The 16,879-nt window shown below is 67.4% G+C and carries 13 protein-coding genes; 7 read left to right on the top strand and 6 right to left on the bottom strand.

The window, feature by feature from the left end; all coding sequences use genetic code 11:
* Positions 1 to 26: 26 nt before the first annotated feature.
* On the bottom strand, positions 27 to 1,673 hold the full coding sequence (locus QQS52_RS00690) for an L-lactate permease (RefSeq protein WP_472772113.1): 1,647 nt from the start codon (positions 1,671 to 1,673) through the stop codon (positions 27 to 29).
* Between the two features lie 238 nt (positions 1,674 to 1,911).
* Here QQS52_RS00690 and argS point away from each other — a divergent pair, with 238 nt between their 5' ends.
* From argS to thrB, 4 genes are all read left to right on the top strand, one after another.
* Entirely contained in the window at positions 1,912 to 3,564 is a 1,653-nt protein-coding gene (gene argS, locus QQS52_RS00685) for an arginine--tRNA ligase (protein ID WP_472772112.1), read from the top strand.
* Positions 3,564 to 4,901: a diaminopimelate decarboxylase gene (gene lysA, locus QQS52_RS00680; RefSeq protein ID WP_472772111.1), complete on the top strand. Its 1,338-nt coding sequence runs from the start codon at positions 3,564 to 3,566 to the stop codon at positions 4,899 to 4,901. The genes argS and lysA overlap by 1 nt, the downstream gene beginning before the upstream one ends.
* A gap of 200 nt (positions 4,902 to 5,101) precedes the next feature.
* Positions 5,102 to 6,439 (top strand): homoserine dehydrogenase, encoded by a 1,338-nt coding sequence (locus QQS52_RS00675; protein ID WP_472772110.1) that lies wholly within the window; start codon positions 5,102 to 5,104, stop codon positions 6,437 to 6,439.
* Positions 6,440 to 6,461: 22 nt separating this feature from the next.
* Positions 6,462 to 7,391, top strand: a complete 930-nt coding sequence (thrB, locus tag QQS52_RS00670) for a homoserine kinase (protein ID WP_472772109.1) — start codon at positions 6,462 to 6,464, stop codon at positions 7,389 to 7,391.
* Here the strand turns inward: thrB and QQS52_RS00665 are convergent.
* Genes QQS52_RS00665 through modA form a run of 3 tightly spaced genes read right to left on the bottom strand, consistent with a single transcriptional unit; the run spans position 7,388 to position 10,751 of the window.
* A complete protein-coding gene (locus tag QQS52_RS00665; protein ID WP_472772108.1) occupies positions 7,388 to 8,047 on the bottom strand; it encodes a helix-turn-helix transcriptional regulator in 660 nt (219 codons plus the stop codon). The two genes, thrB and QQS52_RS00665, sit on opposite strands and share 4 nt — an antisense overlap.
* A 10-nt stretch (positions 8,048 to 8,057) precedes the next feature.
* Positions 8,058 to 9,953, bottom strand: a complete 1,896-nt coding sequence (locus QQS52_RS00660) for an ATP-binding cassette domain-containing protein (protein WP_472772107.1) — start codon at positions 9,951 to 9,953, stop codon at positions 8,058 to 8,060.
* A gap of 9 nt (positions 9,954 to 9,962) precedes the next feature.
* A complete protein-coding gene (modA, locus tag QQS52_RS00655; protein ID WP_472772106.1) occupies positions 9,963 to 10,751 on the bottom strand; it encodes a molybdate ABC transporter substrate-binding protein in 789 nt (262 codons plus the stop codon).
* A 217-nt stretch (positions 10,752 to 10,968) separates the two neighbouring features.
* Between modA and QQS52_RS00650 the strand changes: the two genes are divergently transcribed.
* Genes QQS52_RS00650 through QQS52_RS00640 form a run of 3 tightly spaced genes read left to right on the top strand, consistent with a single transcriptional unit; the run spans position 10,969 to position 14,678 of the window.
* Positions 10,969 to 12,063 (top strand): hypothetical protein, encoded by a 1,095-nt coding sequence (locus QQS52_RS00650; protein WP_472772105.1) that lies wholly within the window; start codon positions 10,969 to 10,971, stop codon positions 12,061 to 12,063.
* Entirely contained in the window at positions 12,053 to 13,282 is a 1,230-nt protein-coding gene (locus QQS52_RS00645; RefSeq protein ID WP_472772104.1) for a beta-carotene 15,15'-monooxygenase, read from the top strand. The genes QQS52_RS00650 and QQS52_RS00645 overlap by 11 nt, the downstream gene beginning before the upstream one ends.
* The gene (locus tag QQS52_RS00640) at positions 13,275 to 14,678 is read left to right on the top strand and encodes a multicopper oxidase domain-containing protein (protein ID WP_472772103.1); all 1,404 of its coding nucleotides are present in this window, start codon (positions 13,275 to 13,277) and stop codon (positions 14,676 to 14,678) included. Before QQS52_RS00645 ends, QQS52_RS00640 begins: the two co-directional genes overlap by 8 nt.
* 164 nt (positions 14,679 to 14,842) lie before the next feature.
* Here QQS52_RS00640 and QQS52_RS00635 read toward each other — a convergent pair whose 3' ends face one another.
* Both QQS52_RS00635 and narI read right to left on the bottom strand, forming a co-directional pair.
* The gene (locus QQS52_RS00635) at positions 14,843 to 15,850 is read right to left on the bottom strand and encodes an HNH endonuclease signature motif containing protein (protein WP_472772102.1); all 1,008 of its coding nucleotides are present in this window, start codon (positions 15,848 to 15,850) and stop codon (positions 14,843 to 14,845) included.
* Between the two features lie 238 nt (positions 15,851 to 16,088).
* The gene (gene narI / locus QQS52_RS00630) at positions 16,089 to 16,877 is read right to left on the bottom strand and encodes a respiratory nitrate reductase subunit gamma (RefSeq protein WP_472772101.1); all 789 of its coding nucleotides are present in this window, start codon (positions 16,875 to 16,877) and stop codon (positions 16,089 to 16,091) included.
* Positions 16,878 to 16,879 lie beyond the last annotated feature (2 nt).

Raw genomic sequence — 16,879 nt, 5'->3', positions numbered from 1 at the left:
CTTAGGGAACTAGCCCTCGGGACTGGTTAGGGCACCAGGAAGCCGAGAACGTTGGTCATCAGGAAGACGATGACGCACACGACGGCCAGGAAGGCCAGCGAATAGGCCACCACGTTCTTGAGGATGACGGACTCCTTGCCCTCCATCTTGACGGCGGTGGCCGCAATCGCCAGCGACTGCGGGGAGATCATCTTGCCGACTACGCCGCCGGAGGTGTTGGCGGCCAGCATCAGGTCCGGGTTGACGTGGATGCGCTCGGCGGCGGCGACCTGCAGGTTGGCGAACAGGGCGTTGGCTGAGGTGTCCGAGCCGGTCACGGCGGTACCGATCCAGCCGAGCACCGGGGAGAACAGTGCGAAGATGCCGCCGGCCGAGGAGACAAACTCACCAATGGTGATGGTCTGGCCGGAGTAGTTCATGGTGTAGGCCAGCGCCAGGACTAAGATGATGGTCAGGGCGGAGAACTTCATACGGGAAACGACGTCCCCGAAAGCCTTCACCGGCTGGCCGAAGCTCAGCTTGTAGCGGCCGTTCTCGTTGAAGAAGTGGTAGATGATCGTGACGATGATGCCGGAAATTAGCAGCAGCGTACCGGGGTTGCCGAAGACGTTGAAGCTAAAGCTGGTGTCCAAGACGTTGCCGGTCGCGTCCACGATCGTCCCGTCCAGGAAGGGCCAGCCGGTCTTGAAGACCCAGAAGCCGAACAGGGCCGGGATGGTGGTTGCCACGGCGAAGACCGCGGTGACTACGGCGTAGGGCAGCAGGGCCATCCAGATGCGGCGGCCGGTGAGATCGCTGGTGCCGTCCTGGGCGGGCAGCTCCATGCGCTCGCGCAGGGCGGCAACGCCCTTGGGCTTCCAGACGCGCAGGAAGGCGAAGGCGCAGCCCAGGGAGACAATGCAGGCGATGACGTTGGTCAGCTGGTAGGCGAAGAAGGTCGCGGCGAGCCACTGGGCCACCGCGAAGGAAATGCCGATGACGGCGGCCGCCGGGGCGGTCTCCTTCACGCCGCGCACCCCGTCCAGGATGAACGCGATGAGGAAGGGCACGATGGCGGCGATGACCAGCACCTGCAGCGAAATCAGCGCGGCGATGTCGTGGGTCTGCTCCAGGGTACGGCCGCCGACCTCGCCGGCGGTGGTCACCGGGATGCCTACGGCGCCGAAGGCCACGGGCGCGGTGTTAGCGATAAGGACCACGGTCGCAGCGCGCAGCGGCTTGACGCCGAGCGCCATGATCATGGTGGCGGTAATGGCCACCGGGGCGCCGAATCCGGCCAGGGCCTCCAGCAGGCCGCCGAAGCAGAAGGCGATGAGGATGGCCTGGATGCGGATATCGCCGTCGCCGAGTAGGTCGAACGTCTTGCGTAGATCCTCAAACCGGCCGGAGGCGACGGTGATTTCGTAGAACCAAATAGCGGTGATGATGACCCAGACGATGGGCAGCAGGCCGAAGAGGCCGCCGCGGACGGCGGACGAGAGGGCCATGTCGATAGGCATCGCGAAGCCCACGATGGCGATCACTAGGGAAGTTAGCAGTGCGACCGCGCCGGAGGTGTGGGCACGGGCCTTGAAGCCCAGCAACATAATGAAAAAGGCGATGAGCGGCAGGGTGGCCACGAGCGCGGTGAGCCCGAGGCTGTCCCCGATCGCTGAGGTGTTGATCTCAAACAAGATGCGTCCTCGAATTCTCCAGATAGGGAGGCCCCGACTATTCGGGGCGCAGCAGGTAGTACACGGTCCTCATTGTGGTTAGTCGGGGATAAACCGACTTAGAAACTCACACTGAGTTAAGAAAAGCATAGCGCGGACCTGTGCGTTGGCAGACCATTTCGATCTGCTTATGGGGTATCTCATGCACCAGCGGGGTTAGTGCGGTAGTCAAACGGGATATTCGATAGAGTTTAGGGTTATGACTCCGGCAGAACTGGCACAACTGATTAAGGACACCGCAACCGACGTGTTGGCGGAACACGACCTGGATATCTCCGTTATCCCCGAGACCGTGACCGTGGAGCGCCCGCGCAACCCGGAACACGGCGATTACGCGACCAACCTGGCGCTGCAGGTCGCTAAGAAGGCGGGCGCCCAGCCGCGCGAGCTGGCCACCTGGCTGGCCGTCGCGTTGGACGAGCAGGACGCGATCGCGGAGACCGACGTCGCTGGCCCTGGCTTTTTGAACATCCGCCTGGCCGCCGCCGCCCAAGGCGACGTGGTGGGCAAGATCCGCGAGGCCGGTTCCGACTTCGGCAAGAACACCACCTTTGCCGGGCAGAAGATCAACCTGGAGTTCGTCTCCGCGAACCCGACCGGGCCCATCCACCTCGGGGGCACCCGGTGGGCGGCCGTCGGTGACTCCCTGGGCCGCGTGCTGGAGGCCAGCGGCGCGGAAGTCACCCGCGAGTACTACTTCAACGACCACGGTGGCCAGATCGACCGCTTCGCCCGCTCCCTGGTGGCGGCCGCCCAGGGCGAGCCCACCCCGGAGGACGGCTACGGCGGGGCCTATATCCAGGACATCGCCAGCGCGGTGCTGGAGAAGAACCCGTCCGCCCTAGACGGCTCCCCGGAGCAGGTGCAAGAAGCCTTCCGCGCCGACGGCGTGGACATGATGTTCGCCCAGATCAAGCAGTCCCTGCACGAATTCGGCGTGGACTTCGACGTCTACTTCCACGAGAACTCACTGTTCGAGTCCGGCGCGGTCGAGCGCGCCCTGGACCAGCTCAAGGCCCAAGGCGAGCTCTACGAGGCGGATAACGCCTGGTGGCTGAAATCCACCGACTACGGAGACTCCAAGGACCGCGTGGTCGTTAAGTCCGACGGCAACGCCGCCTACATCGCCGGCGATATCGCCTACGTCGCGGACAAATTCGACCGCGGCCATACCCTAAACATCTACATGCTCGGCGCCGATCACCACGGCTACGTGCCGCGGCTGAAGGCCGCCGCCGCGGCCCTGGGCTATGACGCTGACGCGGTCGAGGTCCTCATCGGCCAGATGGTCAACCTGCTGCGCGACGGCAAGCCGGTGCGCATGTCCAAGCGCGCGGGCACCGTCATCACGCTGGAGGACCTGGTGGCCGCCATCGGCGTGGACGCCGCCCGTTACTCGCTGGTGCGCTCGTCCGTGGACCAGTCCATTGACATCGACCTGGGTCTTTGGCAGTCCCAGTCCTCCGATAACCCGGTCTACTACGTGCAGTACGGGCACGCGCGACTGTGCTCCCTAGCACGCAAGGCGGCCGAGGCGGGCGTGACCGCCGACGGCGCGGACCTGTCCCTTCTGACCCACGACCGCGAGGGCGACCTCATCCGCACCCTGGGCGAGTTTCCCGCCGTGGTGGCCGAGGCCGCGCAGCTGCGCGAGCCACACCGCATCGCCCGCTACGCCGAGGAGCTGGCCGCCAGTTTCCACCGCTTCTATGATCAGTGCCAGGTCCTGCCCAAGGCCGGCGAGGAGGCCCAGCCGGTGTACTCGGCCCGCTTCGCGCTTGCCGATGCCGCCCGCACCACCCTGGCCAACGCCCTGACCATGGTGGGCGTGACCGCCCCGGAGCGGATGTAATGACCGATTTCAACGATCTGCCGTCGCATGTGTGGCCCCGCAACGCCCAGCGCGAGGAAGACGGCGTGGTCACCGTCGCCGGGGTCCCCGTGCCTGACCTGGTGGAAGAGTACGGCCCGCCGCTCTACGTCTTCGACGAGGATGACTTCCGCTCCCGCTGCCGGGACATGGCAGCCGCCTTCGGCGGGCCCGCCCACGTCCACTACGCCTCCAAGGCCTTCATCTGCAAGAAGATCGTGCAGTGGGTCAACGAGGAGGGCCTGTGCCTGGACGTGGCCTCCCACAACGAGCTGCTCATCGCCCTGGCCGGCAACTTCCCGGCCGCGCGCATGACCGCCCATGGCAACAACAAGGGCCCGGGCTACCTGCGCGACTGCGTGGAACACGGGGTGGGCCACGTGGTGCTCGACAACACCGACGAGCTGGAGATGCTCAACCGGATCGCCGGCGAGTTGGGGCGCGTCCAGAAGGTGATGGTGCGAGTGAAGCCGGGTGTGGACGCCCACACCCACGAGTTCATCGCCACCTCCCACGAGGATCAGAAATTCGGCATCTCGCTGGCCACCGGCGCGGCTTTCGATGCCGCCCGCGCCTGCCTGGCCGCCGATAACCTCGAGCTGGTCGGCCTGCACTGCCACGTCGGTTCCCAGGTCTTCAACGCCGAGGGCTTCAAGCTGGCAGCCGAGCGCGTCATGGCGCTGTACTCGCGCATCCATACCGAGCTGGGCGTCACGTTGCCGGAGCTGGACCTGGGCGGCGGCTTCGGCATCCCGTACATGCCCTACGAAGAGGCCCTGGACGTGCGGGCTGTGGCCCACGATCTGCTCACCGCGGTCGGCACCACGGCGGACGCGCTGGGGATTACCCCGCCCTTCGTCCTGGTCGAGCCGGGCCGCGCGCTGGTGGCCGGATCCGCCATCGCGGTCTACTCCGTGGGAACGGTCAAGGACGTGGAGACCGGCAAACAGGAGCTGCCGCTGCGGCGCTACCTCTCCGTCGACGGCGGCATGAGCGATAACATCCGCCCGGCCATGTACGGCTCCGAGTACGACCTGCGGGTCATGGGCCGCTACACCGACGGCGCCGAGGTACCTTCCCGCGTGGTGGGTTTCCATTGCGAATCCGGCGACATCCTGGTCGACGAGCGGGACCTGCCGGAGGACATCACCAGCGGCGACATTGTGGCGACGGCGGCCAGCGGCGCCTACCAGTACATGATGTCCTCGCGCTACAACGGCGCGGTGAGGCCCGCGGTGGTCGCCGTGCGCGCGGGGCAGGTAAAGCCCATGCTGCGGCGCGAGACCTTAGCCGATTTACTCTCGTTAGAAGTCGACTAGTTACCCCCGCCCGGGCGCCTCAGTGGCGCCCGGGCGGGATTATTATTCTCCGCTGTGCTGGCCATTAGACCAGCGCACGCGCGGTCGGCGGGGGTTAGGCACCGGAGGAGTGGTTCCGTTGGGCCTCAAAATAGACAGCTCGTTCTGTATGATAGGCCGCGTACGTTAAACGACCGCATAGATTGAGGAGAGCTTCGAAGATGGCAGCCACCACGCAGGGAACTATCCGCACGGCTAAGGGCGAGGGCGAGACCGTCGGAATTGCGCTGCTGGGATTCGGCACCGTGGGCGCGGAGGTCTTCCGACTGCTCGGGGAGAACGCCGACGCCTTTGCGCACCGCATCGGCGGCCCGGCCGAGATTCGCGGTGTGGCTGTGTCCAACGTGGGCAAGAAGCCGCGCCCGGGCGTTCCCCAAGAGCTTCTGACCGACGATGCCCGCGCGCTCGTCGCCCGCGACGACATCGACCTGGTCGTGGAGGTCATCGGCGGCATCGACTACCCGCGCGAGCTGGTTTTGGCCGCCCTGCGCGCCGGCAAGTCCGTGGTCACCGCCAACAAGGCGCTGGTCGCCGCCCACGCCGACGAGCTGGCCGAGGCCGCCGATGCCTCCAACGTCGATCTCTACTTCGAGGCCGCCGTCGCCGCCGCCATCCCGGTGGTCGGCATGCTGCGCCGCTCCCTGGCTGGGGACCAAATCCAGCGTATCTCCGGCATCGTCAACGGCACGACCAACTACATCCTGGACGCGATGGAATCTACGGGTGCGTCCTACGAGGAGGCGCTGGCGGAGGCGACCCGCCTGGGCTATGCCGAGGCCGATCCGACCGCCGACGTCGAGGGCCACGACGCCGCCTCCAAGGCCGCCATCATGGCCTCGCTGGGCTTCCATACCCGCGTGAAGTTCGAGGACGTCCACTGCGAGGGGATCACCAACATCACCGCCGAGGACATCGAGGCCGCCGGGCAGGCCGGCTATTCCATCAAGCTGCTGGCTATCTGCGAGCGGATCACCGATAAGGAAGGCAAGGAATCCGTGAACGCGCGTGTGCACCCCACCCTCGTGGCGAAGTCGCACCCGCTGACCTCGGTCAGCGAGTCCTACAACGCCATCTTCGTCGAGGCCGAGGCGGCCGGTTCGCTGATGTTCTACGGCAACGGCGCCGGCGGTAACCCGACCGCCTCCGCCGTGCTGGGCGACGTGGTCGGCGCGGCCCGCAACATCATCCACGGCGGCCGCGCCCCGGGCGAGAACACCTATGCCAACCTGCCGATCGCCTCCTTCGGCGAGGTGCGCACCCGCTACCACATCGACATGACGGTCAACGACCGGATCGGCGTGCTGGCCGAAATCGCCAACGTCTTCTCGACCAACAACGTCTCCCTGCGCACCGTCCGCCAGGAGGACGGCGACGACGAGGCCCGCCTGGTCATCGTCACGCACTCCGCCCAGGAGCAGCTGCTGGCCGACATCGTGGACCAGCTGGGGGCCCTGCCGGACGTGCTGGCCGTCAACTCGGTAATCCGCCTGGGCAGCTAGGAAAAGGGAGAAAGACGCGCATATGAGCACCGAACTGCAAGTCGGGACCAAGGCGATTGTTAAGGTGCCGTCCTCCTCGGCCAACCTGGGCCCGGGCTACGACACCCTGGGCCTGGCCGTCACGCTCTATGACACCGTCGAGGTTGAGGTCACCGAGTCCGGCCTCGAGGTGGTCATCTTCGGCGAGGGCGAGGAGGACCTCCCGCGAGACGGTTCGCACCTGGTGGTCAAGGCGCTGCGCTCCGGGCTCAACGCCGCCGACGTCGAAGCACCGGGTTTGCGCGTGGTCTGTACCAACGCGATCCCGCAGTCACGCGGCCTGGGCTCGTCCGCGGCCGCCGCGGTCGCGGGCGTGGCCGCCGCCAACGGGCTGGCCGGCTTCCCGCTCGACGAGGACCAGGTGGTCCAGCTGTCCTCGGCTTTTGAGGGCCACCCCGACAACGCCGCCGCGTCCGTGCTGGGTCAGATGGTGGTTTCCTGGACGACGGTCCCGGTCGACGGCCGCTCCCTGCCCGAGTACCGCGCGCGCTGCCTGCCGGTCCACCCGGACATCCGCGCCACCGCCCTGGTGCCGGACTTCCACGCCTCCACCCAGGCGGTGCGCCGCGTGCTGCCCTCGCACGTCACGCACAGCGATGCCGCCTTCAACGTCTCCCGCACCGCCGTCCAGGTGGCAGCGTTGACTAGCCACCCGGACTTGCTCCTGGAGGGCACCCGCGACCGCCTGCACCAGCCTTACCGCGCCGACGTGCTGCCGGTGACCGCGGAGTGGGTTAACCGCCTGCGCAACCGCGGTTTCCCGGCTTACCTGTCCGGCGCTGGCCCGACGATTATGGTCCTGCACACCGACCCCATCCCGGAGGCCGTGCTCGACGATGCCCGCGACCAGGGCCTTCGGGTCCTTCCGCTGGAGATCGCCGGGCCGGTGGAGGTCGAGGTCACCCAGGCCTAATCCTGGGTGATAAGGCAGGTGCCGCTGTCGGTGAGCGGGTGGAGCCGCACGGTGGGCTCCTCGTCCGGGGCGGTGGTCATCTCCTGCAGGTAGCCCTCGTGGACCGCGCACAGAAACGGCGTGGGGGACTGCCCGGCAGAAACGAAGGGGCAGGCGTGCAAGCACAGGCCCAGCTTGGTCTGCTCGGGGTCGAAGCCCATGGCGCGCAGCCGGGCCTGCATCTGAGCCGCCGAGGCCGGGCCCGTTTGTTCTAGCTTCCTCGCCCACTGGCGCCCGATTTCGCGGGCGCGGGGTGAGTCGTAGTCGGTGAGCTCGGCATCGTCAGCCAGCTGGTAGAGTAGTACGGTGATCAGGCTGACGTATTCGCTGGCGATGGCCTGGTTATCCGGGACGCGTACCCGGAAGATGAGGGAGGGGCGACCGCGCCCGTGGGAGTGGGCGGCCACCGCCGCGACGGCCCCGGCGGCCTGGAGCTCGTCGAGGTGCCCGCGGGCGGTGTTGACGTGCATGCCGAGACGCTCGGCGATCTGGGCTGCGGTGGCGCCGTCGCTGAAGGAATCCACCACGTCGAGTACCTCGCGCTGTTTCGGGGACAGCGCGAGTGCCTCTGGGAAGAGGTCCGTCACGGGGCGAGGCAGGCGGGCAGGTTCGGTCATTCTTTTTACTTTAGTACTCGTTGGGGCTGACGTGAACTGCCTGCGGGTCAACCTGACAGTAGATTTCGTCACCCACGGCCGGGGCTTCGGCGTGGGAGACGCGCACCTGGCCGAACGGGCAGTGGAGCGTGACCAGGAAGCTATTTATCGAGCGCGCCTCCACGGCCTGGACGGTGCCCGGCCAGCAGTTCTCCGCTTGGGCAACCGGGTGCGCGGACAGTCGCGCGTCCTCGGGCTGGAAGGTCACGACAACCTCTTGCTGGGGGCGTAGTTGCGCGGTGGTGGCCCCGATGAGCGTGGCCCCGCCGGCGGCCACCCGCGCGGTGTCTGAGTGGACGATCTCGCAGGTGCCGGTGGCCCGGTTGAGGCCGCTTACCCGCGCCACGAAGTCCGTCGGCGGGGCAGAAAGCAGCTGACTCGTGGGCCCGCTGGCCACGCTCAGCCCGGACTCCATGACCACCAGGTGCTCGGCCAGGCGCTGGATGTCCAGCAGGTTGTGCGTGACCATCAGCACGGTGCGGTCGTGGCGGCTGGCGTGGAAGAAGCGGCGCCACCGGGCGGCAGCGGCCACATCGAGGGCGGCCAGCGGCTCGTCCAGGATGAGTACGGACGGCCGGGTGGCCAGCGCGCGTACGAGCGCGACCTGTGCGGCCTGCCCGCCCGACAGGGAGGGCACGCCGACGTCAGCCAGGTCGCTGAGGCCCGCCGCCTCCAGCAGCTGGGTGGCGAGTGCGCGGTCGCGGCTGGCCATGGTGACGGCCTCGACCACGCCCGCCCGCGGCGGCAGGCCGGGCGACTGAGTGACCATGACGACCCGGCGCTGGTGCGGCGGCACGAACTGGCCGGCCGCGTCGTCCACGACCCGGTCCCCGATGGTGACCTGGCCGCGCAGCCGGCCCGCCACCCGGCGCATGAGGGTGGTCTTGCCCGAGCCGTTTTGGCCCACGATGGCGCTCACGCGCCCGGCCGGCAGGGTCGTGCCCTCTACCGTGACCGGGGTGGGTTCCTTCGGCGGGCGGGTGAGTTCGCGCAGGCGCTCGGCGTCCATCTCGGTAATGGTGCGGGCCTGCTGGCGGGGCTTGCGGCCCACGAGCGCCGGCAGGCCGGCCAGCGCCAGGCAGACCAGCGCCAGGCCGATGAGGATGGCGGACAGCGCGTAGGCGGCCTCCGTGTCGACCTCGCGCTCTAGGTAGATGCCCAGTGGCATCGTGCGCGTGACCCCTGGCATCGAGCCGGCGAAGGTCAGCGTCGTGCCGAACTCGCCTAGAGAGCGCGCGAAGGCTAGCCCGGCGCCGGTGGCGATAGATGGCGCGACCAGCGGCAGGGTGACCTTCCACAGCACTCGGCCGGGGTTCATCCCGATGCCGCGGGCCGCGGCCAGCACCTCCCCGTCGATTTGGCGCAGCGCCGAATCAACGGCGACGACCACGAACGGCAGGGAGACAAACATCTGCGCGACAACGACGCCGGGGAAGGCGAAGGCGAAGTGCAGGTCCATCGCCTCCAGCCAGGGCCCCAGCAGGCCGCGCCGGCCGATGGCGGCGGTTAGGGCTAGGCCGCCGACGACAGGGGGCATCGCGAGCGGGAGGAAGACCAGCAGGCGCGCGGCGAGCCCGCCGCGGCCGAGCTGTTGCATCCAGACCGCCAGGCTGGTGCCCAGGATCATGGTCAGAACGGTCGACTGGGCCGCCGCGGCGAGGGTGACCTTGAGCAGGTCGTGGACCTCGGGGCGGGCCAGGATCTCCCCCATGCGCGCCCAGGGCACGCGCACGGCCAGGGCGATGATGGGGAACAGGATAAACCCGACCGCGATGATCCCGATGAGCCCGAACACCACAGGGGCGGGTGTGCGGGCGCGGCGCGGTGGGGTAGCAGCCGTAGCAGCTGAAGTAGCGGTAGTAGCCACGAGACTCAGTTAGTCGGCGGGGGTGAAGCCGTACTCTTCCCAGGTGGCGTCGAAGTCGTCAGCCAGCAGGTCCAGGACTTGCTGGGCGGAGTCCTGCTCGGAGGAGGTGGTAACGACCGCGCCGAGGATCTGGTTGGTGAACTTGTCGGCGCCTTCGATGGTGATGACCTCGACGTCGTCGCCCGCCGCGGCGGCATCGGTGGAGTAGACCCAGCCGGCGTCGGCCTCGCCGGAGACAACCTTGCCAAGCACGTCAGCAACCTGGTGCTCCTGGGAATCCGGCTGGATGTCCAGGTCCTTGTCCTCGATGATCTGCTGGGAGATGTCACCGCACGGGACTTGCGGGTCGCACAGCACGAAGTGGGTCTCGTCCGTGATGTCGTCGACGGTCCTGATGCCGGCCGGGTTGCCCTTTGGCACGACCATGACCATCTCGTTCTCGGCTAGGACCTTCGGATCCTGGACGGTGCCCGCCTCGACGGCATCGTCCATGATCTTCTTGGAAGCGGTCAGCAGCAGGTCGCCCGGGGCGCCTTCCTTGAGCTGGGAGACCAGGTCGGAGGAGCCGGCGTTTTGGAACTTCAGCTCGGCCGGCGGGTCGAGCTCGTCGGCGGCGGCCTGTAGGTCGTCGTTGAGCACGCGGGTGGAGGAGGCAGCGAGGACGTTGAGCTCCACGGAGCTGTCAGAGCCGGTGGTGCTATCGGTATTGCCGTCCGATGCCGATTCCGTCGACGGGGCGCAGGCGGCAGCGAACAACGTGGCGCCGGCTGCGCAGCCGGCGAGAACGCGCTTCATCATGGAGACATATTCCTTTCACGAGACAATCGAGAACACGTCCGGCCGCTCTAACCAGGTAGGGAGGAATTTCTTGGACACGTGTTCAACTTATTCTACATGCCCGTCGGCCCGCGGTCGGCCAGACGTCGGTACGGGGGGAGGAACGGGCACGCCTGCTGAGATGGCCGGCGCGCGTGGGGGTTTCCAGTTGGGAGTAGGAATTAGTACGATAAAAACTGTGCAAAATGACCGTGTAGCCTACCGCGTGGTGTTCCTGGCCTTTGCTGGGGTGGCGCTGCTGACCGGCCTAGCGGCGGGGGCATCCCTGTTGGGGGTGCTGAGTGTTGCCGCGCCGGTGGCGGATCTGCATGGCCTGTTGATGGTCTTCGGCTTCGTCGGCGGGGCCATCGGGCTAGAGCGCGCGGTGGCGGTGCGGCGGGCGTGGGCCTGGGCCGGCCCGGCTGCCCACGTCGCCGGCGTGGTGGCGCTGCTGGTTCCCGCGGCGGCGGGCGCGGATCTGCCGGCGCTGGTGCCCGGGGCGCTGTTCGCCGCCAGCTTCGGAGTGCTGGGGGCAATCTACCCGGCAATCTACCGCCGCCAGCCGACCGTGTCGGTGGTCGTGCAGGCGGCCGGTGTGGTGGCGGCCGTGATGGCGGCGCTGCTGTGGGGGATAACGGGCCGCTTTGAGACCGTGCTGCCGCTGGCGGTGGCGTACGTGGTGGCCACCATCATCGGCGAGCGTATGGAGTTGGCCCGCCTGTCAGTGGCCGGCACCCGCGCCGAGATCCAGCTGACCTGGCAGGTGCTGGCGATGGTGCTGGCCGCCGTCGTCCATGCCGTCGCCCCGCGGTTGGGACACGTGCTGGTTGCGCTGGCGCTCATCGTGGTGGCCGCGACCGCGCTGCGCGTCGACGTGGCCGTTAACCTGGTGCGCTCACGGGGCCTGCCGCGATATTCGGCCGCCTGCATGCTGGGCGGATACTTCTGGCTGGTGCTGGCCGGCTTTACCTGGCTGGCCTACGGACCGGGCGCAGAGGGCTATGCCTACGATGCCGCCGTCCACGCCGTCTTCCTAGGCTTCGTCATGTCCATGATTTTCGCGCACGCGCCTATCGTCCTGACCGCCGTGATCCACCGCCGACTGCCGTACCGCCGGGTGCTCTACGGCCCGGTAGTGCTCCTCCACGGCGGGCTGGCCACGCGCCTGACCGGGGACTTTCTGGCCCAGGACGCGATCTATACCGCCGGCGGGGTGATAACCCTCGTGGCCGTGCTGGTCTTCGTGGGCACCGGGCTGGTGTTGACCTGCGGGGGTGGTGGACGTGCAGATTAGTCTCGGCGCAGTCAGCGACGTCACCTTGCGCGCGAGGACGCGGTGGCACACGGCCGCCGGGGCGCTCATCGGGGCCTGGGTCCTAGTCGGCCTAGCCGTCGCGGTGGCCTACCACCTGGGCGGGCCCGTGGTCTGGTGGGATTTCATCCACACCTTCACCCTCGGGGCGGTCACCACCGCCATTGTGGTCTATTCCACGCACTTTACCGAGGCCTTAACCCGCACGCCGACGGCCAGCTACCGCGGCGTGGCTGCCCGCGTGGTGCTGGTCCAGGTCGGGCTGGTGGGCCTACTGGTGGACCGGGTCGGCTATTCCTGGTCCCTACTTGCCGATGCCTCCTGCGCCCTCATCCTCCTCGCCGCCGCGTGGCAGGTGGCCGTCATCGTAACCCGCCTGCGCCGTTCCCTGTCCGGGGCCTTTGCGGTGACGGTGCCGTTTTATGTGGCGGCCTTCGCCTGCTTTATCGCCGCGGTGGTGCTGGCGGTGCTGGCGGGCAGGGGCATCGGCGGCTATACGGGGCTGATTGCCGCGCACTCGCGGCTGATGGTCTGGGGCTTTGCCTGGCTGACCATCCTGGGCACGGTCGTGACCCTGCTGCCCACGCTCACGGGTACGGCGATTAGTCCGACCGCGCGGGCCCGGAGTACGCGCTCGTTGGTGGTCCACGCCGTGGGGCTGGCGGCGGCCGCGGCGGGGCTCATCGCCGGGGCGGAGTTGGGCGCCAGCTTCGGAATGGCGCTGGTGGCGCTGGCCAGCGGTATGCTCGTCGTGGCCGTGGTGGGCGCTGTCCTGGCCCAGGGGCCGGGGCTAAATACCGCCAGCCTGTCCGTGCTGTGCGGGCTGGGCTGGATGTGGGCCGTAAACGCCGCCGATGCCGCCAGCCTGGCAGCCGGCGCCTTCCCGCGCGCCATCACGCTGCAACTGCTGCCGGTCTTCCTGCTGGGCGGCCTGCTGCAGCTGGTGACCGGGGTACTGCACCACCTGCTGCCCACGCTGTGCGGCGGCGGGCCGGCGGTGGTGCACCGGGCGCGGAAGGCGGCCGGGGCCGGAGGTATCGCGCGGCTGGTCTGCCTCAACGTGGGCGCCGCGCTCATCCTCGTGGGCAACCTCGGCGGGCCTGCCGGCACGGCCGGACTCATCCTGGTGGGGCTCGCGCTACTGGCTAATGTGGTGGTTATCGCCACCGTTTTCGCAATTGTTGGGAGAAAACATGACTAAACAATCCAGGCCTACTGGTGGCACGACCACGCAGCCCTCAGCCGGGTGGGCCGCCTGGGCGCTTATCGGCATCGCGGTCGTCGCCGTGGTCATCCTGGCCGTGGTCACCACGACCTCGGCCGGCAAGGAGACCACGTCGGGCGGCGAGCAGCCGGTGGCGGCGACCGGCGACGTCGTCGAGATAGACGTGAGCGTCGAGGGCATGGCCTTCGTCCCCAACAGCGTCGACGTGCCGGCCGGCTCCCAGCTCAAGGTCAACTTTACTAACACCGGCGACCAGGTCCACGACCTGAAGATCGGCGAGGCGGAGACCGGCCGGGTCAACCCCGGCGACTCGGTGGTCTTGGACGCCGGCGTCATCTCCGAATCCGTCGAGGGCTATTGCACCATTGCAGGGCACCGCACGCAGGGTATGACCTTCGACGTCGTCGCTGGCGATGCGCTGGCGGGCGGCAGTGGGGCATCGTCAAGCGCGGCAAGCGGGGCGAACCCGCACGTGGACGTGCCGACGGCCGCGGAGCGCCAGAGCGACCTGGGGCCGGAGTTCGCGGCCTTCGACCCGCGCCTGGAGGCCGCCCCATCCGAACGCGTGCACGAACACACCTGGGTCATGACCGAGGAGATCCGCGAGGTCGCGCCGGGCGTGGAGCAGAAGCAGTGGCTGTTTAACGGGCAGGCGCCCGGGCCGACGCTGCGCGGCAAGGTCGGGGACACGTTCCGGATTACGCTACGCAACGAGGGGCACATGGGCCACTCGGTGGACTTCCACGCCGGCGAGGTCAACCCTGACGAGGCGATGGCGACCATCGACCCCGGCGAGGAGCTGGTCTACGAATTCACCGCGAAGCGTTCCGGCATTTGGATGTACCACTGCGCGACGGCACCGATGACGCTGCACATCGCCAACGGGATGACGGGCGCGGTCATCATCGACCCGCCGGAGGATTCCCAGGATTCCTTGTCGGACGTTGATGCCGAGTACGCCCTCGTCGCCAGCCTGCTCTTCCTGGGCGAGCGCGAGGTCGGCGCGGACGAAGAGCGCGTGGCTGCCGGCAACTACGACCTGGCGGGGTTCAATTTCTATCCCAACCAGTATGAGCAGCGGCCCCTGCGCGCCAAGGTCGGCGAGACCATCCGTATCTGGGTGCTGAACGTAGGCCCGGACGAGTCGCTGAGCTTCCACGTGGTCGGCGAGGTCTTCGACACCGTCTTCAAGGAGGGGCAGTACCTCATCCGCGATGCCGAGGACACCGGCTCGCAGGCCGTCGACCTGGCTGCGGCCCAGGGCGGGTTCGTGGAGATGACGTTCGATGAGCCGGGAACGTACACGTTCGTCAACCATGCCCTGACCAACGCGGAGAAGGGACAGCGCGGGCAGATCGTGGTCACGGAGTAGGCGGGCACGCCGAGTAGGCGCTACGGGCGTGGTCCGTGGCGCCTTTTCGCGTGTTGAGGCAGTCGTGGGGTTCGGCTGGCCTTGTTCCTTGTGGTGTCCCCTCGCAGCCTTGGTCTCGCGGCGGGCTTGTTCTCGCGGCTGACCGCCGTGTCAGCCGTTGGCCGTTAGGGCCTGTTGCTCCAGGGTGGGTCCCAGGTGACTGTGCCGTGTCTTCGGGTGATCCTGCCGTGTCTGGGGTAGGTCGGGTCGTCGTCGTTCCAGGAGTTGTGGAACTCGCACAACAGGGTGAGGTTTTCTTGGTTGGTTTCACCGCCGTCTGCCCAGGGGTGGATGTGGTGGACTTGGCACTCGTCGGCTGGTTTGCGGCAGTTCGGCCAGGCGCACCGGGTGGTTTCGGCTTTGGCCATGTCTTTTTGCTTGGGCGAGGCGTGCCGTTGGTAGCGGTATTGGTTGACCGGCCCGCGCCTCGGGTCCACCAGGGTGGCTAGGCCGGCATCCAGTAGGCATTGGCGGATGTAGTCGGCTCCGGTCATGGTGGTGCCGTTGCTGAGCTGCAGGGTGATCTCGTCGCCGTCGCCGGTAAGGATGCGCACCCAGTCGGGTAGGGAGATGACCACGTGGGTGGTCTTTGGTTGTTTTTCGAGGCCGCCGCTGAACAAGGCTTCGACGTCGGGGATGGTTTTAATTGATGCCCAGAGGTTTTCTATCAGCTGCGGGTCCCCGGTAATGGAGAAAGTACTGGGCCCGTCCTTGCGGCGGATAACTCGTATTCCTTCGGTGGGTGGGGCGGGGCGGTTGAGCTCCAAGACTTTTTGGTTGGCCAGTCTGCGCAGTTGTGTGGTGGTGCCGGGGGTGTTGCACAACTCGATGAGCATCGCCCAGGCGTCGGCCTGGTTGCGTACTCGGCGGAAGGCGTTGTCCAGCACTAAGAGGGTGTCGAGGTGGTGTCCGGATTCGGCGGCGGCTTTCCGGGCGGCGGCTTGCTTTTTCGTAAAGGATGTCGTCCCGAAGAAGGTGTGGCAGGCACGACAGTGCGCGGCGGCGGCAACGTCGGACATGACAGCCTTCAAAGCGGGCAGGCTGAGCTGGCGGCACAGGTCCAGGTAGCTGATCCCGTCCGCGAAGATGGCGTGCGCTGCTTTTACAGTGTCCAAGGCTGTCGTTGCTGTCATGCCTCACACGCTAGAAGCGGCTGACAACCCCCACAAGGGCACCATCCCGCGCCTGTGGATAACTCGGGGCGCTATAACCGTCTTGCGCAGACCATCCACAGGCCGAATACGGCCGTTGTCGTGGCGCCACCTGCCCAAAGGCCGAAAAATGGAGCAATGTGCCCAGGTAGGCATCGTTAGGCATAATTAGGCACACAAAGGCCCCCGCACTAGGCGGGGGGCTGTGGAAAACTACGGTCTAGGCGCCGTGGGGCGGCGTTTCGTTCTTGTCCAACTGCGCGCGGTGGGAGCGTACCGGTTCCCAAGCGACGTGGTGGCGCATGTCGGTTGTGCGCTGGTCGCGGGACCGGTAGACCACGTACGGGCGCGTGACATAACCGACGGGCGCGGAGAAGGCGTGCACCAGGCGGGTAAACGGCCAGACGGCGATGATGGTAAAGCCCGCCAGGACGTGGACCTTGAACTGCCATGGCACGTTGGCCATCAGCTCGGGCTGGATATTAAAGATGAGCAGGTTGCGCAGCCAGGGCGCGATGGTCTCGCGGTAGTCGTAGCCGTGGGTGCCGCCCAGGTCGAAAAGCTGCAGCGTGAACGTCGCGATGGAGCCGGACAGCAGGGCCAGCCCCAGCAGGACGTACATGACCTTGTCGGACGTGGAGGTCGACAGGAAGACGGAACGGTTGACCACGCGGCGGTAGACCAGCCCAGCAAACCCCAGTAGCACGGCGACCGCGGCAAACGAGCCGGGGATGGTGGCGATCCAGTGGTAGACGTGGTCGCTGATGCCGACGGCGCGGGTCCAGGACTTGGGCATCGCTAGCCCCATGAGGTGGCCGATGATGACGAAGACCATGCCCCAGTGGAACAGCGGGGAGGACAGGCGCAGCAGCTTGGACTCGTAGATCTGGGTGGAATGGGTGGTCCACCCGAACTGGTCGGAGCGCCAACGCCAGAAGATGCCGACGACGAACGCGGCTATCGCGAGCCAGGGGAATGCTCCCCAAAGAAAATTGTTAAAAGTATCCATGG

The sequence above is a fragment of the Corynebacterium sp. 1103A genome, from assembly GCF_055700955.1.
The sequence above is the reverse complement of the archived record's forward strand: the minus strand, read 5'-3'. Positions and strand labels throughout refer to the sequence as shown.